Raw genomic sequence first — 24,860 nt, forward strand, 5'->3', positions numbered from 1 at the left:
CGTCATGCCACCCGTCGCGGGCATGGACATGCTGCGCAAGCCCGAGGCCCCGCCGGAGCGGCTACCAGCCTCGCGCGGCGGGCCGATCTTCTGGGTCGCTGGTATCGGCGCTGCCTTGGCCGCGTTCTGGGTCTCCGGCGGGCACGCGCTGGTGCGCCAGGCGCCGTTCCTGTCCAGCGCGCAGGCGTCGGCGCTCAGCATTTCGGGCGTCACGTCACGCGTCGACGCTACCGGGCCGAACGCCGCACTGTTCGTCGATGGCGAGGCCGCCAATGACGGTGCGAAACCGGTGCAGTTGCCGCCGCTCGAAATCCGAGTGACGGGAAATGATGGGCGCACAACCCGCTATACGTTGGGGACATCCGGCCGCTCGCTGGCGTCTGGCGAAAGATTCGGCTTTGCCAGCCGGCTCGACGTGCCTAGAAACGGTGTGAAGACCGTGTTGGTCACTTTCGCCGAATAGGCGATCACCGGGGAAGACCATCAATGCCCATCGTACGCGGCAAGGACATCGAAGTCCTGTTTTCGGCATCGGCGATCGCGCGGCGCAATCTCGAACTCGCCAAGGAGATTGCCGGACACGATTATCACGATCTGCTGGTGATCTCGGTGCTGAAGGGCTCGTTTATCTTCGCCGCCGATCTTATCCGGGCCATGCACGATGTCGGCCTGTCGCCGGAGGTCGAATTCATCTTCATCTCCAGCTATGGCGCCGGCACCAGCAGCGGCGAGGTGAGGGTGCTGCGCGACATCGACAATGAGGTCGCCGGCCGCGACGTGCTGCTGATCGACGACATTCTCGAATCGGGCAAGACGCTGAGCTTTACCCGCGAGCTGATGCTGTCGCGGGGCGCCAAGAGCTGTTCGATCGCCGTGCTGCTCGACAAGCGCATGCGCCGCCAGACCGAGCTCGATGCCGATTATGTCGGCTTCGACTGCCCCGACTATTTCGTCGTCGGCTACGGCATGGATGTAGCCCATGCTTTTCGCGAGTTGCCGTTTGTCGGTGTCGTCAAAGGGGATGTCTGAGCGGCATCAAAAAGGTTTGCTGATGCTTAGAGCGGTTCGCCGCTTCACGAAAACGCCGAACCGCTCGAGTTTATTGTTTTGACGCAATTCCCAAGGGAAAGCGCTATGCGCTTTTCCCGGAAAACCGTCTCACACTTTTCCTGAATTGCTCGGGGGCTTTCAGGAAAAGTCAACTTTTGGCGGCCAAATATGCCGGCCATGGCAAAGCTTCTAATCGTCGAGGACGATGAGTCCGTCCGCACCCTGGCCGCCCGCGCGCTTGAACGCGCCGGGCACACAATCGATATCGCGGCGGACGGCGCGCAGGGGCTTTCGCTGATCCAGGCGGCGCGTGGCGGCTATGATCTCGTCGTCTCCGATATCGCATGCCGGAGATGGACGGCATCGAGATGGCGATCGCGGCTGCTGCATTGTTTCCGTCGATCAGGATCGTGCTGATGACCGGCTATGCCGACCAGCGCGAGCGCGCCGAGGAATTGAACGGCATCATCCTCGATGTCGTGCAGAAGCCCTTCACGCTGGCCGAAATCCGTTCGCGAGTCGAGCGGGCGCTGATCTGCTTCGCCTGATCAGGCTGGGTCGGCGGCAGCGAGCACAGGTGGAACATTCTTGCGCCGTTCGGTGTTGAGCGCCAGCAGACCGGCGCCGATAATCAACGCAGCGCCGATCACCGTCGTCGACCGCGGCACCTCGGCGAAGAACAGGAAACCCCACAGCGGCGACCACAGGATGCCGGTGTATTCGAAGGTGGCAACGCGGTTGGCCGGCGCCATCCGGTAGGCCTGCGACAGCAGGATCATGCCGGCGGAGGCGACGAAACCGCAGGCCGCCATCTTGAGAAAATCCGGCAGCGTCGGCCAAATCCATGGCCGCACCAGGAATTCCAGGCTCGGGTGAACGGCGTGTGTGATGCCGGCCAGGTGAAACGCCCCGGCAACCACGGCGGCGCCGACCAGATAGGCGCCGTTCTGATAGAAGGCCATGACGGTGGACGATTCAGTATCGCCGATCTTGCGGGCCATCAGCTGCGAAAAACCATAGAGCGCCGCCGAGCCCAGCGACAGCAGCGCTGCCCAGTCGAACAGCCCTGCGCCGGGGCGCAGCATCACGAGGACGCCGAACAAGCCGATCAGCACGGTTGCCAGTGTCTGCCAGGAGACGCGCTCGCCAAGGTACGGTCCGGCCAGGACCATGATGAACAGCGGCGCCATGAAATAAAGCGCCACCGCATCGGCGAGCGGCAAAGCGGCGATGGCCAGGTAGTACATCGTATAGGAGGTGAACTGGATGAAGGCGCGCACCGTCAGCATGCCGAATCGCTTCGACAGGATCGCCCGCAAGCCGACATCGGCATGGACCAGAACGATCAGGATCGGCAGGGCGACGATCGAGCGGATCGCCATCACCTCGGTCACCGGATAGCCGCTCGACACGGCTTTGACGAGCGGATCCTGCAGCGAAAAGACCAGCACGCCGAGGCACAGGCTCAGGATGCCGCCCACCATCCGATTCTGCATCTGCATCCAGGCTCCTGCGCGTACGACCCGAAGCTGCCGCCTGTGGGGTAAAAAGAACCCGCCACCGTTTCGGGCAGCGGGCACGAGTGAGGACTCTTGATTGGTCCGCGGCTGATTTCGCAGCCGCATATCCAATGGGTATGGCGACTATCGTCCGCCGTTTGACATGTTGCAAACGAATTGGAATGATGCCAGCAATCAAATTCTCTTATGGTGGATTCCATGCGGCCGACCCTCGACAGCGACCTCCTGCGAACCTTCGTGGCGATTGCCGAGACCGGCAATTTCACCAAGGCGGCGGAGCAGGCCGGCCGCACCCAATCCGCGGTGTCGATGCAGATGAAGAAGCTCGAAGAGTTGATCGGCGCTAGCCTGTTCGAGCGCGGTTCGCGCGGCGTCGCGTTGACGCGGCGCGGCGGCGAACTCATCGTCAACGCCCGCCGCATTGTCTCGCTGCTCGACGAGACGTCGGCATCGATGGCGGCAGCGCCGCTTGGCGGGCCGGTGCGCATCGGCATTCCGGAGGAATATGGCCACGCCATCCTGTCGCGCGCGCTCGGCGCCTTCTCGAAGCGTCATACACAGGTCGAGGTCACCGTGCGCTATGCCCATTCCGGGGCACAGATGGCGGCGCTCGCTGCCGGCGAACTCGATCTGTGCGTGGTGTTCGAATGGCAGGATCCCGCCGGCGGCGAAGTGCTGATGCACGACCCGACCGTGTGGGTGACGTCGACCCTGCATCACATGCATGAGGAACAGCCGGTGCCGATCGCGCTCTACAACCGGGCCGGCTGGTGCAAGGACTTCGCCATCAAATCACTGGAGCAGCGCGATCTTGCCTATCGTGTCGCCTATACCAGCGACACCACCGGCGGCCTCAAGCTCGCCGTCACCTCCGGACTGGCGATCGCGCCGATTTCGCGCAGCAACATTCCGGACGGCTGTCGTGAACTGACCACCGCGGACGGATTCGGCGCCATCGATTCCTCCAACGTGGTGATGCACCGCAACCCCAATGCGTCAGGTGAGGCGATCGACGGCATGCAGGATGCGATCCGCGAAGCCTTCGTCAACAGGCTCAGTCAGCCGGCGGCATCCTCGTAGAAATGCAGCCTGTTGCCGAACGGATCGGCGACCGACACCTCGCGGGTCTTCCAAGGCGTATCTTCCACGCCCGGCCTGGCGAAGCGGTAGTTTTTGCCGATCAGTTCGCCATGAAGAGCGGTGATGTCCTCGACCTCGATGCGCAGGGCGATGCCGGGTGCACCGTCGCCATGATGTTCGCTGAGATGCAGAACGCAGCCGTCGCGGCCGACCGCCATGTAAAGCGGCACGTCGTCGGCGAAGCGATGTTCCCACTGCACCTCGAAGCCGAGGAAGCCGACATAGAATTCACGCGCCTTGGCAATGTCGAAGATGCGCAGGATGGGTGTGACGGCGCCAAGTCTGGGCATGGTGGTGCAACCGTGCGAGAGGGTCTTTAGGTGGGATGGACGCGGGCGGCAATCCCTTTGTTTTTTCGCGATTCCGGACGGAAAACCGCTTCACACTTTTCCTGGAATTGCTCTATTTCAGCTCGAGCAGCCGTTCCAGATAGCTGCGTTCGATGTCAGGGCTGAGCGCATTGCCGAGCCGCTTGCGGATCGCTTCCAGTATCTGGCGGGCACGCTGCACGTCGATCTCGTCGGGCACCTTCACCGAATCGCCGAAGTCGGGACCTTGGCTGGCGCGTGGCCGGCCGAGGGGATCACGATCGGCGTTCTGCTGCCGGCCGCCTTCCTCGCCGCCGCCCTGGTCGCCCTGCATGGCCTGCATCTTCTTCATCATGTCCTTGGCGCCCTTGCGCAGCGCTTCCAGCGCCCGGCCCTGATGACCGACGGCCGCATCGCCTTCGCCCTCGCCGAGTGCCTGTTCGGCATTGCCCATGGACTTGCCGGCCTCGCCAAATCCTTCATTGGGCTCCATACCCATGCCTTCGAGGCCCTTCTTCAGCTGATCGAGGTCGCTTTGCAGCTGGCCCTGGCCCTGCTGCAGCTGTTTCAGCGCATCGGCGAATTCCTGGGGTGTCATCGGCTTTTGCCGGGCGAGCGGATCGCGGTCTTCGCCGACGCCGGGTCTGTCCTCATCCTGACCGCCTTCGCCGAGCTGCTCGTCACGGTTCTGCCCGCGCTGGCGCTCGCCGCGCTGCATCTGATCCATGCGGAAAGTGTCGTTCATCATCTCCTGCTGACGCCGCAGGATCTCACCCAGTTTGTCCATCTGCTGGCGCATCTCGCTGTCCTGCTGGCCGCCTTGCTGCTGACGGCCGGCTTGCAGATTGTTCATCATGTCCTGCAGTTGCGACAGCAGTTGCTGGGCCTTGTCGCGATCTCCGGACTTCGCCAGGTTTTCGATCTGGTCCATCATGCGATCGATGTCGCTCTGGCGCAGTTCCTGGCCGTTCTGCTGCATCTGCGGGGCGTTGGGATTCTGCTTAGCGCGCTCCGCGAATTCCTGCAGGAACTGGTTCATCGCCTCGCGCAGTTCCTTCATCGCCTTTTCGATTTCAGCGTCGCTGGCGCCATTCTTGATGGCGTCCTGCAGCGCCTGTTGCGCCTGGCGCAGCCGCTTTTCGGCGGCCGAAAGATTGCCTTCCTCGATTCCGAGCGCGATTTCCCAGAGATAGGAGACCTCGCTGCGCAATTGATCGTCGCTCTCGGCCATCTTCAGCCGGGTGCGGGCGCTCATGATGGCGAGATAGTGAGACATGTTGTCGAACGTGTCTTCCGGCCGCAGCGTGATGGCGTCCATCAGGTCGAGCACGCGCGGCTTGGCGTTGGCGTCGAGCGCCAGCAGGCGGCGCTGTTCGATCACGGCGCGTGCCAGCGGATTGGCGAAAGGCCGCTCCGGCATCAGCAGCGTCTTGGTTTCGCTCGATGCGGTGTGCCCGGCATCGTCGGTGGCGACCAGCGTCAGCTTGATGCTGCTGCCGGCCCAGACATGCTCGGTCAGGTCCTTGGAGGTCTTGGCGGCGTTCGACTTGCCGCCGCGGCGCGGCAGCGTCAGCGGCATTTCAGGTGCACCGTACAGCGGACGCGCATTCGGCGCCTGCGGATCGGCGAGCGCGAACACTGCCTTGGCGGTGGCGGCGCCATAGTCGTCGTCGATCTGGTAGTTTAGCTCGAAGGCGCCGTTTGCGGCGCGCTTGGGCTCGCCGACGAAGCGGATCTGCGGCGGCTTGTCCGATATGACCGCGAAGGCCCAGCGGCCGAGTTGGTCCTCGCCCGACGTCAGCGTCAGCGTGCCGTCGCCGGTCAGCTTGCTGGTGAACTGGCGCACCTTGGACGGCGGCGCCGGGCTTGCAGCCGGCTTGGCGGCGGCCTGCGGCGCAGCGGGGTCGATGACGCGGGCGTTGCCATTCTTGTCGGCATAGCCGAGCGTTTCCTCGCCTGAGCCGCCCGTCACGCGCAGCGAAACGTCACTGCCTTCGGGAACGGTAAAGGTCGGGATCGCCTGGTTGGCGTCGGCGGTCAGGAAGATCGGCGGCTTGCCGGTATAGGCCGGTGGCGTCACCCATGCATCGATGCGCGGCGGCACGATATCGCGCGCACCATGGGCATTGAAGCCGTCGCTGATCCTGCCGCCCGTCGGTCCGAAGGAGAAGGCGAAGGCGGTAACGAGCAAAAGGGCCGCCACCGCGCGGAGCCCCCAGGGGTCGCGCTCCGGCACGCGCGTGCGCGGCAGGTCGGCGCCAAGGTTGTCGAGCTTTCCAGCCATACGCTTCTGGTGTTCGCGCCACAGCGCCTGCGAGAAGCTGCTTTCCCTGCCGCTGGGCCGGTCGGTCTGCACCAGGACCGGGCTGTGCAACAGTTGATTGGCGGCCTCTATGCGGCGGTCGATTTCGCCGGCGCCCGGCAGGCGGAAGAAGCGCAGCGGATAGAGCGCGGCCAGTGCCGCTATGGCAAAAGCAGCGACCAGGCCGATGCGCGCCATATCCGGCAGCCGGGAGAACAGCCCCAGCCAGGAGATGCTGAGGAACAGGCTGGCGACGATGACGAGCGGGAGCAGCAACGGCCAGCCGCGCTCGACCATCATCGAGACCCGCGTCGCCAACCGGCTCAAGGCCAGGCGTCCGGCCAGGCCGCGATCACTGCTGAAGGTGGGTCGTTGCGTCATCGGCCCTTCCTTGAGCCTATCCCGAAAACCGGGATGCGGCCTTATCCCTTTGAGCATGATCTGTTCCGAAAGGGATTTCACTTTTCGGGATCATGCTGTGGAGCGGGCAGGATAGCCCGACGCCTCACGACTCAAAGAATACCAGCAAACACGGCAAAGGCGAGGCAGTTCGGAAAAACGTGAAGTGGACCGTTATAGTTCCATCCTGCATACCCTTTAGAAGGCAGCAGGCCCTTTAGAAGGTAGCGGGGTCCGCATTCGCTCCGCAGACCAGCACGGCGACCCGTTCGCCCGCCGCCGGCGCATAGCGGCCCGACAGGACCGCGGCAAAGGCGGCGGCGCCACCCGGCTCGGAGATGATGCGGGCCCGGTTCCACAGCGCCTTCTGCGCGGCGATGATGTCGTCGTCACTGACCAGGATCGAGCGTTCGACAAAGGCTTCGGCAATCGGGAACATCATTTCGCCGACGCGCTTTGGCGCCAGCGAATCGGCGGCGATACCCTCGGCCGGCGCGTCGACGGGGTGTCCGGCCTCGAAGGCGCGATGAAGCGTCGGCGCTCCTTCCGGCTCGACGGCGATGATACGGATGCGGCCGGTAAACCAGGCAGCGATGCCGCCGATCAGGCCGCCGCCGCCGACAGCGACCAGCAGCGTGTCGATCTTAGGCAAATCGCTCTCGATTTCGAGCCCGAGCGTGCCCTGGCCGACGAGCGTTTCCTCCTGGTTGAAGGCATGGATCTGCAAGGCGCCGGTCTCCTCGGCGAACCGTTCGCTGGCCGCCAGCGCCTCGGCGTAGCGGGCGCCGCCGACGATCAGTTCGGCGCCGTAGGAGCGGATTCGCTCCAGTTTGGCTGGCGGGCTCACTTCGGGAACGAAGATGGTCGCCTTGTGGCCGAGCCGCATGGCGGCATAGGCGACGGCCGCGCCATGGTTGCCGCCCGATGCCGCTACGACACCGGCGTCGGGAACCGGCCGCTCCAGGAGATTGGTGAAGGCGCCGCGCGCCTTGAACGAGCCGGAATGCTGCAGGCATTCGAGCTTCAGGTCGACGGCCAGCGGCGGCCGATCGAAGTCGGCCATGTCGACGCGCAGCACCGGCGTGTGCCTGATATAGGGGCGGATGCGCGGTTCCATCGCGGCAATGCGCTCGCGTGTGACGGTGATGCCGTTCGTCATGATTGCTCCCTGGGACGGGTAGGTGTGTTTCCGGCGCTCCTATGCAAGCCAGTCGGGCATCGAATCCAGCCCAATCAGGTCGTCATAGGTCGGGCGTGGGCGCACGATGTGGAACCGGTCGCCGTCGACCAGCACCTCCGGCACCAGCAGGCGGGTGTTGTAGGTGCCGGCCTGCACCGCGCCATAGGCGCCGGCGGTGGAGACGGCAATCAGGTCGCCGGCCTTCAGCCTGGGCAGATCGCGGTCCAGGCCGATATAGTCGCCGGTCTCGCAGACCGGGCCGACCACGTCGACCATCATGCGCGGCGTGTCGGCCGGCGGCTGCACGACCGGACGGATGTCGTGGAAGGCGTCGTAGAGCGTCGGCCGGATGAGATCGTTCATTGCGGCGTCGACGACGAGGAAGTTCTTGGCGTCGCCTTCCTTCACGAAGATCACTTCCGAGACGAGGATGCCGGCATTGCCCGATATCAGCCGGCCAGGCTCGAACATCACCTTCAGCCCGAGCTTGGTGACATGCTTCCTTACGATCTGGGCATAGGCGTCGGGCAGCGGCGGCGGGTTGTTGTCGATGCGGTAGGGAATGCCGAGCCCGCCGCCGACATCGATATGCTCGATGGCATGGCCGTCCGCCCGCAGCGCGCCGACCAGATCGACAAGCAGGGCGAAGGCATCGTCGAAGGGCTGCAGCTCGGTGATCTGGCTGCCGATATGGGTATCAATGCCGGTGATCCTGATGCCGGGAAGCTTTGCCGCGCGGGCATAAACCTGCCGCGCCCGCTGCCACGGGATGCCGAACTTGTTCTCGGCCTTGCCGGTGGAGATCTTCTTGTGGGTCTTGGCGTCGACGTCGGGATTGATGCGCAGCGAGATCGACGCCACCTTGCCAAGGGCGGTGGCTCGCGCCGACAACAGCTCGAGTTCAGGCTCGGATTCGACGTTGAAGCAAAGGATGCCGGCAGCAAGGGCAAAGTCCATTTCGCGCGCGGTCTTGCCGACGCCCGAAAACAGGATTTTGCCGGCCGGAATGCCGGCGGCCAGCGCCCGGCGCAATTCACCTTCCGAAACCACATCGGCGCCGGCGCCGAGCTTGGCCAGCGTCCGCAGCACGGCCTGGTTGGAATTGGCCTTCATGGCGTAGCAGACCAGCGCGTCGAGCCCGGCAAAGGACTGGGCAAACACCCGGTAGTGCCTGGTCAGGGTCGCCGTCGAATAGCAGTAGAATGGCGTGCCGATCTGTGCGGCGATGTCGGGTATCGCCACGTCCTCGGCATGGAGCACGCCGTCGCGGTAGTCGAAATGGTTCACGAGAGTGGTTCCGGAAGTTGGGGCGCGATGAGATCGGGTTGAAAGGCCCGGCTCTCGTCGGCTCTAGATCAGCGGGTCGAGGATGAATTTCTTGTCCTTGACCGGTTTTTCCGGCTCCGGCGGCACGGGCTGGTGGGCCTTCGAGGCATCCTTGCGCGCCTGCACGGCCGCCTCATAGGGCGTGTCGAGAGCGCCCCTCCTGCCGCAGGCCGAAACGGCCGCGATCGCAACCAGCAGCGTCAGCATCACCAAAATCCTGCTTCCGGTCATCGATCCACCCGTCCGAAACGTTTGTCAGCCGCCGCTTTTAGCCGAGTTCTCGGCGCATTGCACCCCGAGATATTGCCCGTCGCAATATCCGGGATATTACTGCTCGCAATATCCGGCATTACGCTTTCGCCAGTCGCTTTTTCCAGGCACGGATCTGCTTCCTCACTTCCGACGGCGCCGTGCCGCCGAAACTGGTGCGGCTCTTGACCGAGTTCTGCACCGCCAGCACCGAAAATATGTCGGCCGTGATGCCGGAGTTGATCGACTGCAAATCCTCCAGTGAAAGCTTCTCCAGCCCCACCTTCCTGTCTTCGGCCAGCGCCACCGCCCGGCCGGTGACATGATGCGCCTCGCGGAACGGCAGGCCGAGCGTGCGCACCAGCCAGTCGGCAAGGTCGGTTGCTGTCGCGTGGCCGGAGCCGGCGGCCTTCTTCATCGCGGCAGCGTTGACCGTCATGTCCGAGACCATGCCGGTCATCGCCGCCAGCATCAGGTCGAGCGTCTCGGCGGCGTCGAACACCGATTCCTTGTCTTCCTGCATATCCTTGCCATAGGTCAAAGGCATGCCCTTCATCACCGTCAGCAGGCCGACCAGATGACCGGTGACGCGGCCGGTCTTGCCGCGCACCAGTTCGGCGGCATCGGGGTTCTTCTTCTGCGGCATGATGGAGGAGCCGGTGGAAAACGAGTCCGACAGCCTGACGAAGCCGAACTGCGGCGTCGACCAGATGATGATCTCTTCGGCCAGCCGTGACAGATGCGTGGCGCAGATCGCGGCAAGAGCGAGGAACTCGAGCGCGAAATCGCGATCCGAGACGCTGTCCAGCGAATTGCGCATCGGCTCGCGGAAGCCGAGCGCCTTGGCGGTCCGGTGACGGTCGATCGGGAAGCTGGTGCCGGCGAGGGCCGCGGCACCGAGCGGGCTTTCATCCATCCGCTCGATCGCATCGCGCACGCGCGACAGGTCGCGCGAAAACATCTCGACATAGGCCATGCAGTGATGGCCGAAGGTCACCGGCTGGGCCGCCTGCATATGGGTAAAGCCCGGCATCACGGTCGCGGCATGCTCCTCGGCCCGCTCCAGCAGCGCCTCGATCAGCCCTTTCAACGCCTCGGCGACGCGAAAGCATTCATCCTTGACCCACAGCCGCAAATCGACCGCGACTTGATCATTGCGCGAGCGGGCGGTGTGCAGCCGGCCGGCCGCCGGGCCGATCAGATCGGCGAGGCGCGCCTCGATGTTCATGTGGATGTCTTCGAGCCGTGTCGAAAACTCGAAGCTGCCGGCCTCGATCTCTTTCAGGATCGTGTTCAGCCCGTCAGCGATTTTTTCTTGGTCGGCCGCCGAAATAATGCCCGTTTGCGCCAGCATCTCGCTATGGGCGATCGAGCCTTTGATGTCCTGCGCATAGAGTTTGCGGTCGAAGGAGATAGACGCGTTGATCGCTTCCATGATCGCGGCCGGACCCGAGGCAAAACGTCCGCCCCACATCTGGTTGCTGGTTTTCTTGTCGCTCATGGCTATAACCCGTGCTTCGGAGCAGTTTTGAGAAAATGGCAGACGGTAGTAGATTCTTCCCGGCCCCGCGCCTGATCCTCGCCGCCTTGGTGGCGGGCGCGCTGGCGGGCGCGGTCGCGGTATATGTCAGCGAGAGCCGGTCTGGCAACAATGCACCGGCACAAGCTGCCGTGGGTGACAGCAGGGACGACGTGACCTGCGCGGCCAAGAGCGACCGCGCCAAGAAAGTCGCGGCGTCGGCCACCGGTGAGGTTGCGGCACTTTTGCCGGCCGATCCGCCTCAATCCCTGAAGAGCCTTGCCTTCAATGGTCCGGACGGCAAGCCGATGACGCTTGCCGATCATGCCGGCAAGACGGTGCTGCTCAATCTGTGGGCGACATGGTGCGCGCCGTGCCGTGCCGAAATGCCGGCGCTCGATGCGCTGCAGAAGGAAAAGGGCAGCGACTCCTTTGAAGTGGTCGCCGTCAACGTCGATGCCGGCGACGATATGAAGCCGAAGAAGTTCCTCAGCGATACCGGCGTCGCGACGCTCGGCTATTACCGGGATTCGACGATGACGCTGTTCAACGACCTCAAGAAGCGCGGCTTGGCGCTAGGCCTTCCCGTCACCACGCTGATCGACGGCGAGGGCTGCCTGATCGCCCACATGAACGGCCCGGCCGAATGGTCGGGGCCGGACGCCAGGCGGCTGGTCGAGACGGCACTCAAGCCCGAGAGCCTGTAGTCTAGCGTGTGGCTAGCGCGGGTGCGGGCGCGAAGGCCAGAACGCTTCTGTCGCGCAGGCTGGCGGGTTTGCTGCCGACAGCGGGTGCGACGACGCCGGTCAGATCGCCGAATTCCTCGATGAGAGCCGGCTTGCCGATATAGTAGCCCTGGCCGATCTCGCAGGCTTCGGCGTCCAGGAACTTCAGTTCGCCGAGCGTCTCGACACCCTCCGCCAGAACCGGCAGGCCGAGCCCGCGTCCAAGTCCCAGGACGGCGCGCACGATCGCCGCGACCTGGCCGTTCTTGTCGACGGACTTGATGAATGAGCCATCGATCTTGATCTTGTCGAAGGGAAAGGCGCGAAGGTTGGAGAGCGAGGAATAGCCGGTTCCAAAATCGTCCATGGCGACGCGCACGCCCAGCGCCTTGACCTGCCGCAAGGTGGCCAATGCCCGCGGCATGTCCTTGACAAGCGCCGTCTCGGTGATCTCAAGCTCGAGCCTGCCGGGCGCCAGGCCGGAATTCAGCAAGGTTTCGTGGACCTTGCGGCTGAAATTCGTGTTGTGGAGCTGCACCGCCGAAACGTTGACGGCCACCGTCAGCGGATTTTCCCAGCGGGCGGCTTCCTCGCAGGCGGCCGTCAGCACCCATTCGCCAATCTGGCCAATGGCGCCGCTGTCTTCGGCGACCGGGATGAATATGCTCGGCGAGACGTCGCCGCGCGTCGGATGCCGCCACCGGACCAGCGCTTCGAAACCGACCATCTTCCCGCTGCTGATCTCCTTCTGCGGCTGATAGACGAGGTAGAACTCCTGGCGTGCGACCGCCTGGCGCAGTTCGTGCTCCATCACGCGCTTGTCGCGGGCCTCGGCCCCCATCGAAGCTTCGAAATAGCGGTAGGTGTCCTTGCCTTCGGTCTTGGCCCGGTAGAGCGCGGTATCGGCGTGGCTTATCAGGCTGGCCTGGTTTTCGGCATCCGATGGATAAAGCGCAATGCCGATGCTGGCCGACACCAGGCCGCCGCCGACCGAGAGCCGGTTTTCCTCGCGCATGGCGGTCAGCACGGCGTTGGCGATACGGCCCGCCTCCAACGGGTCGGTCAGGTTCGGCGCGATGATGGCGAACTCATCGCCGCCCAGCCGCGCCACCATCTGTCCTTGGCGAAGAATGCCGGTAACGCAGTGCGCAACCTTCTGCAGCATGGCGTCGCCCGCGCCGTGCCCATACAGGTCGTTGACCTCCTTGAACCGGTCGAGATCGAGCAGCAGAAGCGCAAGCTGGCCGCCTTTCCTGGTCCGGCCCATCGCAGCGATTTCCGTCTCCAGCCGGCCGGAAAAGCTGCGGCGATTGGCCAGTCCGGTCAATGGATCGAAATGGGCAAGCCGCAGGATCTCCTGTTCCGCCTTCTTGCGCTCGCGAATGTCGCGGACCGCGACCACGTTGTGAGGCTTGCCACAATAGTCGATGCTCCTGGCGATCAGCTCGACAGGAATGCTCGTGCCATCGCGGCCGCTCAATTCGGCCTCCTGCGGCTGTTCGCCGAAGCCCGACATGTCGGATCCGAAGAGATCGCCAAGCTGCATTCCGTTCAGCGTCGCTGTTGCGATGCCCGTCAATGTCGCCATGCTGTCATTGGCACTGATGATGCGGTGGCCGTCGCAGACGATCAGCCCCTCCACAGCGGCATTGGCCAGGCCGTGCATGCGGTCTACCTCGAGCTTCTGGCGACGGAAGCGCAAATCGATCCACAGCGCCGATGCCGACAGAACCAGGATCACCAGTGTGGCGGCGGCGGCCGCAAAAGCCTGCGAGGTCGGCTCGATCGTGTATTCGGATATGACGATCGAGGGATCGGGGAAGATCGAGACAGCACCCATGCCGATGAAATGCAGGGTGCAGATTGCCAGCGTCAGCAGCACCGCGCCGCCGGATGTCGCCTTCAAGGAGGGACGGCGCTGCACGACACGCAGCGCCAGCGCCGCGAGCGTCACGCCGGCCAGAAGGGAAACGGCGACAAGCAACAGGTTCCACTCGATGCGGCCCTGAACCTCGAACGCCGCCATACCGATGTAGTGCATGGCCGCGATACCGCCGCCCAGCACGGCGCCGCCGACGAGATGATAGTCGAACTCATTCCGCAAGGTGGCGATCCACATGCCGGCTGCCGTCAGAGTGACCGAAGCAGCGAGCGAAAGCACGGAAAGTGCGGGATCGTAAGCACTGGGTATGCCCGGTGTGAATGCGAGCATGGCGATGAAGTGCGTTGCCCAGATGCCGAAGCCGGTCGAAGTGGCCGCGATCATCAGCCAGGCAAGCCGGTTCCGATCGGTGGAGCGGCTTATGTGATGAAGCAGGTTGACGGCAGAGAAACAGGAAATTCCGCAGATCAGCGCGGCGAGTGCGACCAGTCTCAGATCGTGTTCGTTGACGATACAATTGTAGACCGTCAGCATTTTATTTCACCTGATCTTTGGAAATAAACAGGGCAGCAGGATTGAGTAGCGCGTTGCCGTTGAGGGATCGATAAAGTCGCCTGCAACCTTGGCGTGTCTCTTCGGGTTGCAGCGGCTGTAATCAGGGCTGACACGCCGAAAGCCGGCTTGACAGTTCCGACGGTCGTTCCTGGCGCTTGTCGTCGCGCTAAGCCGGCTAACCGTGTGGCTTTCCATGCGTCCAAGCGGAGGCGAGGTGGCGTGAGGTAAAGGGGTGAAGTTCGTCGATCTGCAACAAAACCGTTGTCTGATTGTCATGAGCGACACATATTGCCTCTGCGGGAGTGCCCCTTTCGCCAATGACAAACGGGAGATGAAACATGAAGTCCTTCGGCTTCGCGGCCGGTGTTGCCGCCACCTTTATGCTGCTTTCCTCAACCTCCGCTTTTGCTGTCACGCAGATCAGTTGGTGGCACGCCATGACTGGCGCCAATGCCGAAGTTGTCGATAAGATCTCCAAAGATTTCAACGCCAGCCAGAGCGACTATGAACTCGTTCCGGTGTTCAAAGGCACGTATCCCGAGACGCTGAATGCCGGCATCGCCGCCTACCGCGCCGGCCAGGCGCCCGACATCATGCAGGTGTTCGACGTCGGCACCGGCGTGATGATGGCAGCCGAAGGCGCAATCAAGCCGGCAGCCGATGTGTTGACCAGCGCTGGAATGACCTTCGACAAGAGCCAGTATCTGCCAGGCATAGTCGGCTATTATTCGAAGCCGGACGGCACCATGCTCTCTTTCCCCTATAACTCCTCCTCGCCGATCCTTTATTACAACAAGGATATCTTCAAGAAGGCTGGTCTCGACGTCGACAGCCCACCCAAGACCTGGAATGAGGTGTGGGAAGACGCCAAGAAGATCAAGGCGAGCGGCGCGGCCGCCTGCGGCTACACCTCGACCTGGCTGACCTGGATCCATCTGGAGAATTTCGCGGCCTGGAATGACGTGTCATGGGCCACCCAGCAGAACGGTCTGGCCGGCGGCGATGTCGAGCTCAAGATCAATGCGCCGATTTTCGTCAACCACTTCCAGGCGCTGGCGGACCTCGCCAAGGACGGCACCTTCAAATATGGCGGCCGCACCTCCGAAGCCAAGCAGATCTTCCTCGCCGGCGAATGCGGGATCATGACCGAATCCTCCGGCGGCCTTGGCGATATCGTCAAGTCCGGCATGAATTACGGCATCGGCCAATTGCCCTATGACAGCGACGCCAAGGGCGCACCGCAGAACACGACGCCGGGTGGCGCCAGCCTGTGGGTTTTCGCTGATAAATCCGACGAGGAATACAAGGGCGTCGCGGCCTTCTTCGCCTACCTGTCGAAGACCGAGGTGCAAGAATACCTGCACCAGAAGTCGGGTTATCTGCCGGTAACGCTTGCCGCCTATGAAGCGACCAAGAAGTCCGGTTTCTATGACAAGAACGTCGGTCGCGAGACCCCGATCCTGCAGATGACGGGTAAGGCGCCGACCGACAATTCCAAGGGCGTACGTCTGCCGAACCTGCCGCAGGTGCGCGATATCCAGAACGAGGAGTTCGAAAAGATGCTCGCCGGCCAGCAAACCGCGCAGCAGGCGCTCGACAATGCGGTTACGCGTGGCAATGCGGCGATCAAGGAAGCGCTGGGGAATTAGAGCGAGCGCAGGTCCTTGCTCTACGGCGCATCCACCTGTCCTGCCAGGCATCTCCCCTCGGCGAGGGGAGTTTTGCCGTCCCTTGCGATTTCGCCAACGGTCGATGATGCCCAATCCGAAACGCTCGTCAAAGCCATCTTGGCGAAGAGGGATGCTACATCGTGCCGCCCGCCTCATCACCTCGGAGTGGCTCCATGACCCCTCGCGTCGTGTTTCCCAACAAGATCCTTCCCTACCTGCTGGTGGCGCCGCAACTGGCCATCACGCTCGTGTTTTTCTACTGGCCGGCCGGTCAGGCGTTCTACCAATCCATGCTCAGGCAGGATCCGTTCGGACTGAGGACCAAGTTCGTCTGGTTCGCCAATTTCAGGAAAGTGCTTGCCGATCCGGCCTACCTGAACTCGATCAAGGTCACGGTGATGTTTTCCCTTGCGACCGCTATCGTCGCCATGTGCGTGGCGCTCCTGCTTGCGGTCATGGCAGAGAAGGTGGTGCGCGGCAAAGGTCTCTACCGCACGCTCTTGATCTGGCCCTACGCAGTGGCGCCGGCGATCGCCGGTATGTTGTGGCTGTTCCTCTTCAACCCGTCGATCGGGTCGCTGGCCTACATGCTGAGGAGTTTCGGCATCGCCTGGGATCCACTGCTCAACGGCACCCACGCCATGATCCTGCTGGTGTCCGCCGCTGCCTGGAAGCAAATCAGCTACAATTTCCTGTTCTTCGTCGCCGGCCTGCAGGCGGTGCCGAAAGCCTTGATCGAGGCGGCGGCCATGGACGGCGCCGGCGAGACCAAGCGCTTCTGGACCATCGTCTTCCCGCTGCTTGCGCCGACGACCTTCTTCCTGCTGGTCGTCAACACCGTCTATGCCCTGTTCGACACGTTCGGCATCGTCCATGCCGTCACCGGGGGCGGTCCGGGCAAGACGACTGAGACGCTGGTCTACAAGGTCTACAATGACGGCTTCGTCAATCTGATCCTCGGTGACTCGGCGGCGCAGTCGGTCATCCTGATGGTCATCGTTATCTCGCTCACGGCCATCCAGTTCCGCTATGTGGAACGCAAAGTCCATTACGGCTGAGGGCGAGCGATGATCGGCCAGTCACCGCTCCGCACCGTCATCGCCCACGCCGCGCTGATCCTCGGCATATTGATCGTTGCCTTCCCGATCTACTACACGTTCGTTGCCTCGACGCAGACGCTGCAAACGATCCTCAGGCCGCCATTGCCGCTCCTGCCCGGCGATCAGTTCTGGAACAATTACACCGAAGCGCTGTTCGGCGGTGTCGGCCGTATCGGCGGCGTCAGCGTCGGCAGGCTGCTGCTCAACACGACGATCATGGCGCTCGGCATCGCGGTGGGAAAGATCTTCATCTCGATCCTGTCGGCCTACGCGATCGTATTTTTCCGCTTTCCGCTGCGCATGACCTTCTTCTGGCTGATCTTCATCACCTTGATGCTTCCCGTCGAGGTGCGCATCCTGCCGACCTACAAGGTGATGGTCGATCTCGGCATGATCGACACCTATGCCGGCCTGATCATCCCGCTGATCGCCTCCGCCACCGCCACATTGCTGTTTCGACAGTTTTTCATGACCATTCCAGGTGAGCTGGTGGAGGCGGCGCGTGTTGACGGTGCGGGGCCGTGGCGCTTCTTCTTCGATATCCTGTTGCCGCTGTCGCGGACGAATATCGCGGCGCTGTTCGTCATCCTCTTCATTTATGGCTGGACGCAGTATCTGTGGCCGTTGCTCGTCACCAACAGCAGCAACATGAACACGATCGTCATCGCGTTGAGAAAGATGGTCTCCTTCGCCGATGCCGATACGCAATGGCACCTGGTCATGGTCACAGCGATGCTGGCCATCGTGCCACCGATCCTGGTCGTGGTGCTGATGCAGCGCTGGTTCGTTCGCGGCCTGGTCGATTCCGAAAAGTGAGAAGCTGATGGCGACCGTCGATCTGAAGGATGTGAAGAAGGTCTACCCCAGCGGTTTCGAGGCCGTGAAGGGCGTTTCAATCGCAGTTCCCGACAGGCAGCTTTGCGTGCTGGTAGGCCCATCGGGTTGCGGCAAGTCCACGCTGCTCAGGATGATCGCCGGGCTCGAAACCATCTCCTCGGGAACAGTTGCGATCGACGGCAAGATCGTAAACTCAATCGGCCCGACCGAGCGGGACATCGCCATGGTGTTCCAGAACTATGCGCTCTATCCGCATATGAAAGTCTACGACAATATGGCCTATGGGCTGCGCAACCGCGGCACGCCGAAAGATGAGATCGACAGCCGGGTCCGCGCGACGGCGAAAATACTGGAACTTTCGGCGCTGCTCGACCGCCGTCCGCGGGAGCTTTCCGGCGGCCAGCGCCAGCGTGTTGCCATGGGTCGTGCCATTGTGCGCAACCCGAGGGTTTTCCTGTTCGACGAGCCGCTCTCCAATCTCGATGCCAAATTGCGCGGCCAGATGCGCGTCGAGATAAAGAACCTGCAACGCTCGCTTGGCGTCACGTCGGTCTATGTCACGCATGACCAGCTCGAGGCGATGACGTTGGCCGACATCCTCGTCGTCATGAACGGCGGACTGGTCGAGCAAATGGGGGCGCCGCTCGACATCTATGAAAGGCCGGCCTCGACCTTCGTCGCTTCCTTCATTGGCGCGCCGCCGATGAATCTCCTGGCACTGACCGAAAGCGCCTCGGGCGCGGTGCTCGCAGACGGCACGGCGATCGCTTTCGCACCTCGGGAGGCAAGAGCTGCGACCCTCGGTTTTCGGCCCGAGGATGCCGACGTCACCTTCAATGCGGAGGCGCCGCCCGGCGCCCTCGTCCTGCCGGCGCTGGTCGAGGCGGTCGAACCGGTAGGCGCCGAAAGTTTCCTTCACTGTGCGGCAGGCGGCAACCGTATCGTCGTGCGTGTCGCGGGTCGCGCCACCGCCACGGTTGGCAACCAATTGCGCGTGGTTGCCAAGGCAGAAAAGCTGCACTGGTTCGATCAGGCAGGAAAGCGCGTCGGCTAATCCAAAAGATGCCCAGAGCGTTTCACCGTTTCACGGAAACGGCGAGCTGCTCTAACTCTTTGTTTTGACGCAATTCCAGACGGAAAACCGCTTCACAGTTTCCTAGAATTGCTCCAGCATACGGTGTTCAGGCGAAGACATGCGCCTTTCCCGATACGGTCAGCCGGACGATCTCGCCGACCGCTGGCGCGTCCATGCCCGGTTTGCGCAGGACCAGCGGCGTGTTGCCGATCGCTGCCGCATCGGGCGGATCGGCATTGTTCAAGAGCCGCACCGCGACCGTGCACATCGAGCCGGCGAATTCGGATTCCGTCACTTCGCCGAACAGCATGTCCGAGGTGCCGGACATGCCCTCGCGCGACGTTCTCTTCAGCGCGATCTGCTCCGGGCGAAGCATGATACGGGCGACATCGCGGCTGTCATTGGTGTCGACCGCGATGCGGCCGAGCGGAGAGTTGGCGAAGCCATCCGATATCTTGGCCGGCAGGATGATGGCGTCGCCAAGGAATTCGGCGATCATCCTGTCCTTCGGCTTGAGATAGAGCTCGCGCGGCGTGCCGATCTGCGAGAACTTGCCGTCGCGCATCACCGCGACCTGGCTGGCGAAGGACAGCGCCTCGGCCTGGTCGTGCGTCACCAGGATGGTGGTGATGCCGGCAGCTTCCAGAAGCTCGGCCACCGCCTTGCGCATCGAGGCGCGCAGGCCGGTATCGAGTGCCGAGAACGGCTCGTCGAGCAGCATCAGCCGGGGCTTCATCGCCATGGCGCGAGCCAGCGCCACGCGCTGCTGCTGGCCGCCGGAGAGCTCGTGCGGGCGGCGCTTGAGGATCGCCTTGTCCAGCCCGACGATATAGGCGAGCTCGACGATGCGCTCGGTGCGCTTGTCCTCGCCGCGACCCATGCCGAAACCGATATTGTCGCCAATGGTCAGATGCGGAAACAGGGCACCATCCTGCGCCACCACGCCGATGCCTCGCCGATATGCCGGCACCGCAGCGCCGCCATTGGCCAATATCGTACCGTCGAGCGTGATGTGCCCCTGGTCCGGCGCCTCGAAGCCGGCAATCAGCCGCAGCAGGGTCGTCTTGCCGCAGCCGGAAGGACCGACAATCGCCGTGCGGCTGCCGCTGGCGACGTTCAGGTCGACGCCGGCAAGGGCGGCCACCGGGCCGTACTGCTTGTGCAAGCCACCGATTTCGAGAAAGCTCATCGTCCGGCCATCCGTTTCGACTGGACATAGAGCAGCCAGGTCAAGGGCAGCGACATCGCCACCATGATGAAGGCGTAAGGTGCCGCGGAGGCATAATCAATCTCGCCGCTGTAGGACCAGAACGCCATCGCCAGCGTGCGGGTGCCGTTGGGTGCCAGCATCTGGGTAGCGGTCAGTTCGTTCATGATGCCGAGCGCCACCAGCGCCATGCCAGCCGCGGCACCCGGCGCCGACAGGCGGATCGTCGTCGACCACAGCGCCTGCAGCGGCCGGCGGCCGAGGCTGGAAGCGGCGCGTTCGAGCTCGACCGGTGCCTGCGCGATCGACGCCCGCAGGCTGACCAGCGCGCGTGGCAGGAACATCAGCGCATAGGCCACCAGGATGGTGAACAGGGTCTGGTAGAGCGGCAGCGCGATGCGCACCGTGATGGTGACCAGCGCCAGCGCTATGACAACCCCCGGCAACGAGCCGACAATGTAGTTGCAGCCCTCCAGCAGGCGCTGCAATGGCCCCGGGGCGCGGATCGAGATCCAGGCCATCGGCATGGCGGCGACGGTGGTGAGCAAGGCGCCGGCGAGCGCCAGGAACAGCGTCTGGCCAAGCGCCAGGCCGATCTCGTCCAGGCGCCAGACAGCGGCGCCGCCGGCGACAAGCCAGCCGCCGATGGTGACGAACGGCACGCCGAGCGCCAAAAGCGTGGTGACGACAAGCAAAAGCAGGCTCGGAATGGTGGCGCGCCCGAGGCTTGCGCGTTGCTGATGGCGCGCCGCACCCGAGCCGACGCGGGCATAGCGCTCCTCGCCGCGCACCAGCACTTCGAGGCCGAGCAGCACGAAGCAGCAGCTGACCAGCACGCCGGCCAGCATGTTGGCGGCCGGTCCATTGAAGGTCGACTGGAACTGGTCGACGATCGCCGTGGTGAAGGTGTCGAAGCGGATGAAGACATAGAGGCCGTACTCGGCCAGCAGATGCAGGCCGACCAGCAGCGAGCCGCCGCAGATGGCGAGCCGCAATTGCGGCAGCACGACCCGCCAGAACACGCGTCGGGGTCCAAGGCCGAGTGCGGCGGCGGCGTCCTCGAGGGCGGGATCGAGACGGCGCAATGCCGCCGACACCGGCAGATACAGGAACGGCAAATAGGCGATAACGGAAACCAGCACGCCGGCCCACAGGCCGTGCAGTCCCGGCACCATGGTGATCCAGGCGTAGCTGTGGACGAAGGCGGGGATGGCGAGCGGCGCCACGCACAGCCAGGACCAGATCCGGTCGCCCGGCAGGTCGCTGCGCTCGGTCAGCCAGGCCAGCGCAACCGACAGCACGATGGTGATCGGCACCGAGAGCGCGACCAGCAGGACAGTGTTGACCAGAAGCTCGCCGACACGCGGCCGGAAGACCAGCGCCGCGACGGTTTCCCAGCCGGTCTGCACCGCGATCCAGATGATGAAGGCGAGCGGCACCAGCGCCAGCAGCGCAACGAAGATGGCGGCGAGGACCAGCCACAGCGGTGCGCGTCGCCGGGCCCTTCGGCCTGTGCCCGAAGGCAGGCCCGAACGCGCGAGATCGACCGCGGACTGCATCAGGTCAGACGCCGTGCCGTTGCCGTCCAGCGGCAGCAATTGAAGGACCGCGATCGCGGTCGGGAACACAGCGTGTCGTCATCGACGAATGCCATCTCGAAAAACAAAATCACTCCCGCGGAAGGCGAATTCCCGCGGGAGCGTGGTCGGGTGTCCTTTTAGGACGAATGGCAACTAAAGCAAGCCGGCTGCCGTCATCAGGTCGGTGACCTTCTTGGAGTTCAGCGTCGTGGCATCGACCTTCGGCGCCTGCAGATCGGCGAGTGGCACCAGCTTCGGGTTGGAGTCCGCACCCTTGCCGACCGCGTATTCGAAGGAATCGCCTGTTTTCAGCACGTCCTGACCGCCCTTGCCGGTCAGCCATTTCAGGAACGCCTGGGCTTCCTTGGGATGCTTGCTGGAGGCCAGCACGCCGCCGCCGGAGATCGAGACGAAGGCGCCCGGATCCTGGTTCTTGAAATAGTGCAGCTCGACATTCTTGCTGTTTTCGCCGGTCTTGGCCTGATCGCCGAAGTAGTAATAGTGATAGATGACGCCGCCTTCGATCTCGCCGGCATTGACCGCCTTCATCACCGTGCTGTTGCCCTTGTAGGCGGTGAAGTTGGTTTTCATCGCCTTCAGCCAGTCGGCGGTAGCGGCTTCGCCCTTGAGCTGGAGCAGGGCGCTGACGATGGCCTGGAAATCGGCGCCCGACGGGGAGGCGGCCCAACGGCCCTTCCAGCTCGGATCGGCGAGGTCAAGCATCGACTTGGGCAGCTGGTCGGCGGTCAGCTTGGTTTTGTTGTAGGCAAAGACCGTGCTGCGCGCGGCGACGCCGACCCATTTGCCGCTGGCCGGTTGATAATCCTGCGGAACCTGTGCCAACGTGTCGGCATCGACCGGCGCGAACAGGCCGGCGCTCTCGACCAGCGCCATGGCCGGTGAGTTTTCCGTCAGGAACACGTCTGCGGGTGAAGCAGTGCCCTCGGCGACGATCTGATTGGAGAAGTCGCTGTCGCCGCCATTGCGCACCGTGACCTTGATGCCCGTTTCCTTGGTGAAGCCTTCGGCCCACGCCTTGGTCAGGCTTTCGTGCTGGGCGTTATAGACAATGATGCCGGCATCCTCGGCCATCGATGGGCTGGCGATCAGCATGATTGCCAGCGCCGTGGCGCCGGCGAGGGTGGAAAGAGCATATTTCATGACATTGTCCTAAAGTTCGGGTTGGCACCGGCTCACCTACCGATACCTGACAGGCTTAGTCAACATTGGTGATCTGCTTCAATCGGTCGCTGAAGCACAAACGCTTGATATCGGGCTCACAATTCCAAGCATGAAGGGACCCGAATGGAGTGCCGAATTCAAACCGATGGTTGATCCGCGGGCCGGATGAATGGGGCGGCTTGCAGACCGTGGAAAAGCACCGAATGCCGCCTGACGACCCTGGGAAGGTCCAAGCACCAGCCTTTGGCCTGCGTGAACAAGGCCTCCAGCAGTACAGCTATTTCCAACCGGGCGACGTGTTGACCCAGACAGGCATGCAGTCCGGTGCCAAAGGCAAGGGCCGACGAAATGCCGGAACCCAAATCCAACCGGTCGCCCGCCGGAAAAACAGAAATGTCTCGATTGGCGCTCGCTAGCACGGGTACGACGGCCTGCCCGGCTTTTATGGTTGCGCCATCAAATTGCAAATCTTCCGCGGCGATGCGCGCTCCGGCATAGTGAACCGGAGCGCAAAAACGGAGCAGCTCTTCGGCTGCTGAAAACCAACTGACTTTCCCATCTTCAAGCAGCGAAAGCTGTTCTGGGAAGCGTGCAAGCGCGACCAGCGCATTGCCGAAGGTATCGACGACTGTCGCCTGCCCGGCAAAGAGCAGGAATACGATGTTTGCAATGGCATCGTCTCTCAGCCAGCGGCCAGCCTCGACTTCGGCAAGCATCTGAGCTGAAATACCGTTTGGGCGCACAGTACCGTGTTCTATCACGCTGGATACCCATGCCTCCAACCGGCGGCAGGCATCGGTTGCGTCTTCGTCTACGCCGCCGGCCCTTATTTCCAGGGCGTTGGCCATAAGCTGTGCGTCGGCGCCAATCCGCCAGGGATCGTCCATGTCGATACCAAGGATCTGTTCCAGGCCTGAAAACGCTAGCGGCAGGCCTATATCACGAACCGCGTCGAACTCCGGTTTTTGTACAGCTGCCTGCGTAAGTTCCGACGCTTTGGCCGCAAGCCGGTCGAATAGCCCGTTGCTGGAGGAAAAGCTTAGCGAACCAGCCAATGGGCGGCGCAGGCGCATGTGCCGCGGCGGGTCGGACAGCAGCATGGAACGGGTCAACAGGTCCAGGGCCGGATTGGCGCTGATCTTTTGCCTGACCTCCTGATAGGCGCCCGGCGGTGCCTGCAGCAACAGCGGGTGTTTCAAGGCCTGGGAAACAAGCGCATGGCTGAACACGTAGAAGGCTTCACCGACCTCGGGATAAGGAGGTTTGCCCCAACTGGCGCCTCCTGAACTCCGACGACGGGCGAATTCGGGAAACGCATCGCTGCCATGGGCGATGGGGTCAAATAGATCAGCCTGATCTGTCATCGGGCAAGATCGACAGCAAAGATAACGCGAAATCCGCCGGAACTCATGTCTTCAGGTAGAAAATCGGACGCGAGATGTAGAAATTCGCACCGGAGAACACGGTTATAGAACCGCAGTAGCGGATCCCTCGTTATGGATTCCACCGAAGGCATGACACCGGTCCGATGCCAATCGTCGATGGTCCGACGAAATTCCGGATCCGGCCGAACCTTGTCGGGCAACTCGTCCTGTGCTCCCGCGTAGGACGGGCAACGTCCGTCGCCGACCAACCAACGCGCACCGACCTGCCGTCCATAGTCAGACATTTGCGACAACAGGCGGCGTGCCATGTCGGTGCCGCGGAATTCGGGTCGCACACCAAGATTGTACACGTAGAGTGACCGTGCAGGTTGGCTCCTGGCAAGCGAAGAGTAGGCGGAGAAGGTCTTGGGGAACCTTCCCGTATCGTGCGGATCTTGGCTGGTTTCCACGAAGCAGATCGCGCCGGCAACAAGGTTCTCAACCATGGCCAGGATCATTGTATGCCCGAGCGAAAGCCGGTGGTGAATTGTTTTTTCGCTGGCACCGAGTCTTCCCCAGGCCGCGGCCTCCATCGCGGCCATGCCCGGAACGTCGTCTGCCATAAGTTGTTGAAATACGATCATCTTCATCGTCGAAAGGCGGCTCGTAATTGCGATATCGAATCGATAA

At 63.0% G+C, this 24,860-nt stretch carries 21 protein-coding genes and 1 pseudogene; 9 read left to right on the forward strand and 13 right to left on the reverse strand.

What is annotated here, in order from left to right:
- From EOB80_RS30055 to EOB80_RS30065, 3 genes and pseudogenes are all read left to right on the forward strand, one after another.
- A partial coding sequence (locus tag EOB80_RS30055; RefSeq protein WP_164762773.1) for a cadherin-like beta sandwich domain-containing protein occupies nucleotides 1-463 on the forward strand: 463 nt, incomplete at its 5' end.
- A 23-nt stretch (nucleotides 464-486) separates the two neighbouring features.
- Nucleotides 487-1,029 carry a hypoxanthine phosphoribosyltransferase gene (gene hpt / locus EOB80_RS30060; RefSeq protein ID WP_127331552.1) on the forward strand — a complete coding sequence of 181 codons (543 nt, stop codon included), beginning with the start codon at nucleotides 487-489 and terminating at the stop codon, nucleotides 1,027-1,029.
- A gap of 198 nt (nucleotides 1,030-1,227) precedes the next feature.
- A pseudogene (locus EOB80_RS30065) lies at nucleotides 1,228-1,598 on the forward strand (response regulator).
- On the opposite strand, the gene EOB80_RS30070 reads toward EOB80_RS30065, so the two are convergent.
- On the reverse strand, nucleotides 1,599-2,546 hold the full coding sequence (locus EOB80_RS30070; protein WP_164762775.1) for a DMT family transporter: 948 nt from the start codon (nucleotides 2,544-2,546) through the stop codon (nucleotides 1,599-1,601).
- A gap of 222 nt (nucleotides 2,547-2,768) precedes the next feature.
- On the opposite strand from EOB80_RS30070, the gene EOB80_RS30075 reads away from it, so the two are divergent.
- Nucleotides 2,769-3,650, forward strand: a complete 882-nt coding sequence (locus EOB80_RS30075; RefSeq protein WP_127269182.1) for a LysR family transcriptional regulator — start codon at nucleotides 2,769-2,771, stop codon at nucleotides 3,648-3,650.
- On the opposite strand, the gene EOB80_RS30080 is transcribed toward EOB80_RS30075, so the two are convergent.
- The 6 genes from EOB80_RS30080 to argH form a co-directional block, all read right to left on the reverse strand.
- On the reverse strand, nucleotides 3,629-4,000 hold the full coding sequence (locus EOB80_RS30080) for a glyoxalase superfamily protein (protein ID WP_127331556.1): 372 nt from the start codon (nucleotides 3,998-4,000) through the stop codon (nucleotides 3,629-3,631). The genes EOB80_RS30075 and EOB80_RS30080 overlap by 22 nt on opposite strands.
- A gap of 112 nt (nucleotides 4,001-4,112) precedes the next feature.
- Nucleotides 4,113-6,701, reverse strand: a complete 2,589-nt coding sequence (locus EOB80_RS30085) for a TIGR02302 family protein (protein WP_127331558.1) — start codon at nucleotides 6,699-6,701, stop codon at nucleotides 4,113-4,115.
- Nucleotides 6,702-6,936: 235 nt separating this feature from the next.
- Nucleotides 6,937-7,878: a threonine/serine dehydratase gene (locus EOB80_RS30090; RefSeq protein WP_127331560.1), complete on the reverse strand. Its 942-nt coding sequence runs from the start codon at nucleotides 7,876-7,878 to the stop codon at nucleotides 6,937-6,939.
- Between the two features lie 39 nt (nucleotides 7,879-7,917).
- Nucleotides 7,918-9,186 (reverse strand): diaminopimelate decarboxylase, encoded by a 1,269-nt coding sequence (gene lysA / locus EOB80_RS30095; protein WP_127331562.1) that lies wholly within the window; start codon nucleotides 9,184-9,186, stop codon nucleotides 7,918-7,920.
- 63 nt (nucleotides 9,187-9,249) lie between these two features.
- On the reverse strand, nucleotides 9,250-9,456 hold the full coding sequence (locus EOB80_RS30100; protein ID WP_127331564.1) for a lipoprotein: 207 nt from the start codon (nucleotides 9,454-9,456) through the stop codon (nucleotides 9,250-9,252).
- 118 nt (nucleotides 9,457-9,574) lie between these two features.
- Nucleotides 9,575-10,975, reverse strand: a complete 1,401-nt coding sequence (gene argH / locus EOB80_RS30105; RefSeq protein ID WP_127331566.1) for an argininosuccinate lyase — start codon at nucleotides 10,973-10,975, stop codon at nucleotides 9,575-9,577.
- A gap of 35 nt (nucleotides 10,976-11,010) precedes the next feature.
- Here argH and EOB80_RS30110 point away from each other — a divergent pair, with 35 nt between their 5' ends.
- Complete coding sequence (locus tag EOB80_RS30110; RefSeq protein WP_127331568.1) at nucleotides 11,011-11,700, forward strand: TlpA disulfide reductase family protein; 690 nt, start codon at nucleotides 11,011-11,013, stop codon at nucleotides 11,698-11,700.
- 1 nt (nucleotide 11,701) lies between these two features.
- Here EOB80_RS30110 and EOB80_RS30115 read toward each other — a convergent pair whose 3' ends face one another.
- Nucleotides 11,702-14,134 (reverse strand): EAL domain-containing protein, encoded by a 2,433-nt coding sequence (locus EOB80_RS30115; protein ID WP_127269633.1) that lies wholly within the window; start codon nucleotides 14,132-14,134, stop codon nucleotides 11,702-11,704.
- 359 nt (nucleotides 14,135-14,493) lie between these two features.
- Between EOB80_RS30115 and ugpB the strand changes: the two genes are divergently transcribed.
- From ugpB to EOB80_RS30135, 4 genes are all read left to right on the forward strand, one after another.
- Nucleotides 14,494-15,804: a sn-glycerol-3-phosphate ABC transporter substrate-binding protein UgpB gene (gene ugpB / locus EOB80_RS30120; protein WP_023811116.1), complete on the forward strand. Its 1,311-nt coding sequence runs from the start codon at nucleotides 14,494-14,496 to the stop codon at nucleotides 15,802-15,804.
- Nucleotides 15,805-15,998: 194 nt separating this feature from the next.
- Entirely contained in the window at nucleotides 15,999-16,883 is an 885-nt protein-coding gene (gene ugpA / locus EOB80_RS30125) for a sn-glycerol-3-phosphate ABC transporter permease UgpA (RefSeq protein ID WP_164762774.1), read from the forward strand.
- A gap of 9 nt (nucleotides 16,884-16,892) precedes the next feature.
- The gene (gene ugpE, locus EOB80_RS30130) at nucleotides 16,893-17,741 is read left to right on the forward strand and encodes a sn-glycerol-3-phosphate ABC transporter permease UgpE (protein ID WP_127331572.1); all 849 of its coding nucleotides are present in this window, start codon (nucleotides 16,893-16,895) and stop codon (nucleotides 17,739-17,741) included.
- Between the two features lie 7 nt (nucleotides 17,742-17,748).
- Nucleotides 17,749-18,816, forward strand: coding sequence for a sn-glycerol-3-phosphate import ATP-binding protein UgpC (locus EOB80_RS30135; RefSeq protein ID WP_127268505.1), 1,068 nt, complete (start codon nucleotides 17,749-17,751; stop codon nucleotides 18,814-18,816).
- 127 nt (nucleotides 18,817-18,943) lie between these two features.
- Here the strand turns inward: EOB80_RS30135 and EOB80_RS30140 are convergent, their stop codons facing one another.
- From EOB80_RS30140 to EOB80_RS30160, 5 genes are all read right to left on the reverse strand, one after another.
- Complete coding sequence (locus EOB80_RS30140; protein ID WP_127318804.1) at nucleotides 18,944-20,026, reverse strand: ABC transporter ATP-binding protein; 1,083 nt, start codon at nucleotides 20,024-20,026, stop codon at nucleotides 18,944-18,946.
- Nucleotides 20,023-21,603 (reverse strand): iron ABC transporter permease, encoded by a 1,581-nt coding sequence (locus EOB80_RS30145; protein ID WP_164762776.1) that lies wholly within the window; start codon nucleotides 21,601-21,603, stop codon nucleotides 20,023-20,025. Before EOB80_RS30145 ends, EOB80_RS30140 begins: the two co-directional genes overlap by 4 nt.
- Before the next feature lie 174 nt (nucleotides 21,604-21,777).
- Complete coding sequence (locus EOB80_RS30150; protein ID WP_127268508.1) at nucleotides 21,778-22,785, reverse strand: iron ABC transporter substrate-binding protein; 1,008 nt, start codon at nucleotides 22,783-22,785, stop codon at nucleotides 21,778-21,780.
- Between the two features lie 158 nt (nucleotides 22,786-22,943).
- Nucleotides 22,944-24,170 carry a cytochrome P450 gene (locus EOB80_RS30155; RefSeq protein WP_127331576.1) on the reverse strand — a complete coding sequence of 409 codons (1,227 nt, stop codon included), beginning with the start codon at nucleotides 24,168-24,170 and terminating at the stop codon, nucleotides 22,944-22,946.
- Nucleotides 24,167-24,820: an N-acetyltransferase gene (locus EOB80_RS30160; protein ID WP_127318816.1), complete on the reverse strand. Its 654-nt coding sequence runs from the start codon at nucleotides 24,818-24,820 to the stop codon at nucleotides 24,167-24,169. Before EOB80_RS30160 ends, EOB80_RS30155 begins: the two co-directional genes overlap by 4 nt.
- Between the last annotated feature and the right edge of the window lie 40 nt (nucleotides 24,821-24,860).

Source organism: Mesorhizobium sp. M7A.F.Ca.MR.245.00.0.0, assembly GCF_003997415.1.
Taxonomy (GTDB): domain Bacteria; phylum Pseudomonadota; class Alphaproteobacteria; order Rhizobiales; family Rhizobiaceae; genus Mesorhizobium.

What these genes read in the sequence shown, in the direction of transcription:
- ugpA (WP_164762774.1), top strand. Translation starts at nt 15,999, where the DNA reads ATGACCCCTCGCGTCGTGTTTCCCAACAAGATCCTTCCCTACCTGCTG.
- EOB80_RS30080 (WP_127331556.1), bottom strand. Translation starts at nt 4,000, where the DNA reads ATGCCCAGACTTGGCGCCGTCACACCCATCCTGCGCATCTTCGACATT.
- argH (WP_127331566.1), bottom strand. Translation starts at nt 10,975, where the DNA reads ATGAGCGACAAGAAAACCAGCAACCAGATGTGGGGCGGACGTTTTGCC.
- EOB80_RS30145 (WP_164762776.1), bottom strand. Translation starts at nt 21,603, where the DNA reads ATGCAGTCCGCGGTCGATCTCGCGCGTTCGGGCCTGCCTTCGGGCACA.
- EOB80_RS30135 (WP_127268505.1), top strand. Translation starts at nt 17,749, where the DNA reads ATGGCGACCGTCGATCTGAAGGATGTGAAGAAGGTCTACCCCAGCGGT.
- EOB80_RS30140 (WP_127318804.1), bottom strand. Translation starts at nt 20,026, where the DNA reads ATGAGCTTTCTCGAAATCGGTGGCTTGCACAAGCAGTACGGCCCGGTG.
- EOB80_RS30150 (WP_127268508.1), bottom strand. Translation starts at nt 22,785, where the DNA reads ATGAAATATGCTCTTTCCACCCTCGCCGGCGCCACGGCGCTGGCAATC.
- ugpB (WP_023811116.1), top strand. Translation starts at nt 14,494, where the DNA reads ATGAAGTCCTTCGGCTTCGCGGCCGGTGTTGCCGCCACCTTTATGCTG.
- EOB80_RS30155 (WP_127331576.1), bottom strand. Translation starts at nt 24,170, where the DNA reads ATGACAGATCAGGCTGATCTATTTGACCCCATCGCCCATGGCAGCGAT.
- EOB80_RS30110 (WP_127331568.1), top strand. Translation starts at nt 11,011, where the DNA reads ATGGCAGACGGTAGTAGATTCTTCCCGGCCCCGCGCCTGATCCTCGCC.
- hpt (WP_127331552.1), top strand. Translation starts at nt 487, where the DNA reads ATGCCCATCGTACGCGGCAAGGACATCGAAGTCCTGTTTTCGGCATCG.
- ugpE (WP_127331572.1), top strand. Translation starts at nt 16,893, where the DNA reads ATGATCGGCCAGTCACCGCTCCGCACCGTCATCGCCCACGCCGCGCTG.
- EOB80_RS30085 (WP_127331558.1), bottom strand. Translation starts at nt 6,701, where the DNA reads ATGACGCAACGACCCACCTTCAGCAGTGATCGCGGCCTGGCCGGACGC.
- EOB80_RS30100 (WP_127331564.1), bottom strand. Translation starts at nt 9,456, where the DNA reads ATGACCGGAAGCAGGATTTTGGTGATGCTGACGCTGCTGGTTGCGATC.
- EOB80_RS30075 (WP_127269182.1), top strand. Translation starts at nt 2,769, where the DNA reads ATGCGGCCGACCCTCGACAGCGACCTCCTGCGAACCTTCGTGGCGATT.
- EOB80_RS30070 (WP_164762775.1), bottom strand. Translation starts at nt 2,546, where the DNA reads ATGCAGAATCGGATGGTGGGCGGCATCCTGAGCCTGTGCCTCGGCGTG.
- EOB80_RS30115 (WP_127269633.1), bottom strand. Translation starts at nt 14,134, where the DNA reads ATGCTGACGGTCTACAATTGTATCGTCAACGAACACGATCTGAGACTG.
- EOB80_RS30090 (WP_127331560.1), bottom strand. Translation starts at nt 7,878, where the DNA reads ATGACGAACGGCATCACCGTCACACGCGAGCGCATTGCCGCGATGGAA.
- EOB80_RS30160 (WP_127318816.1), bottom strand. Translation starts at nt 24,820, where the DNA reads ATGAAGATGATCGTATTTCAACAACTTATGGCAGACGACGTTCCGGGC.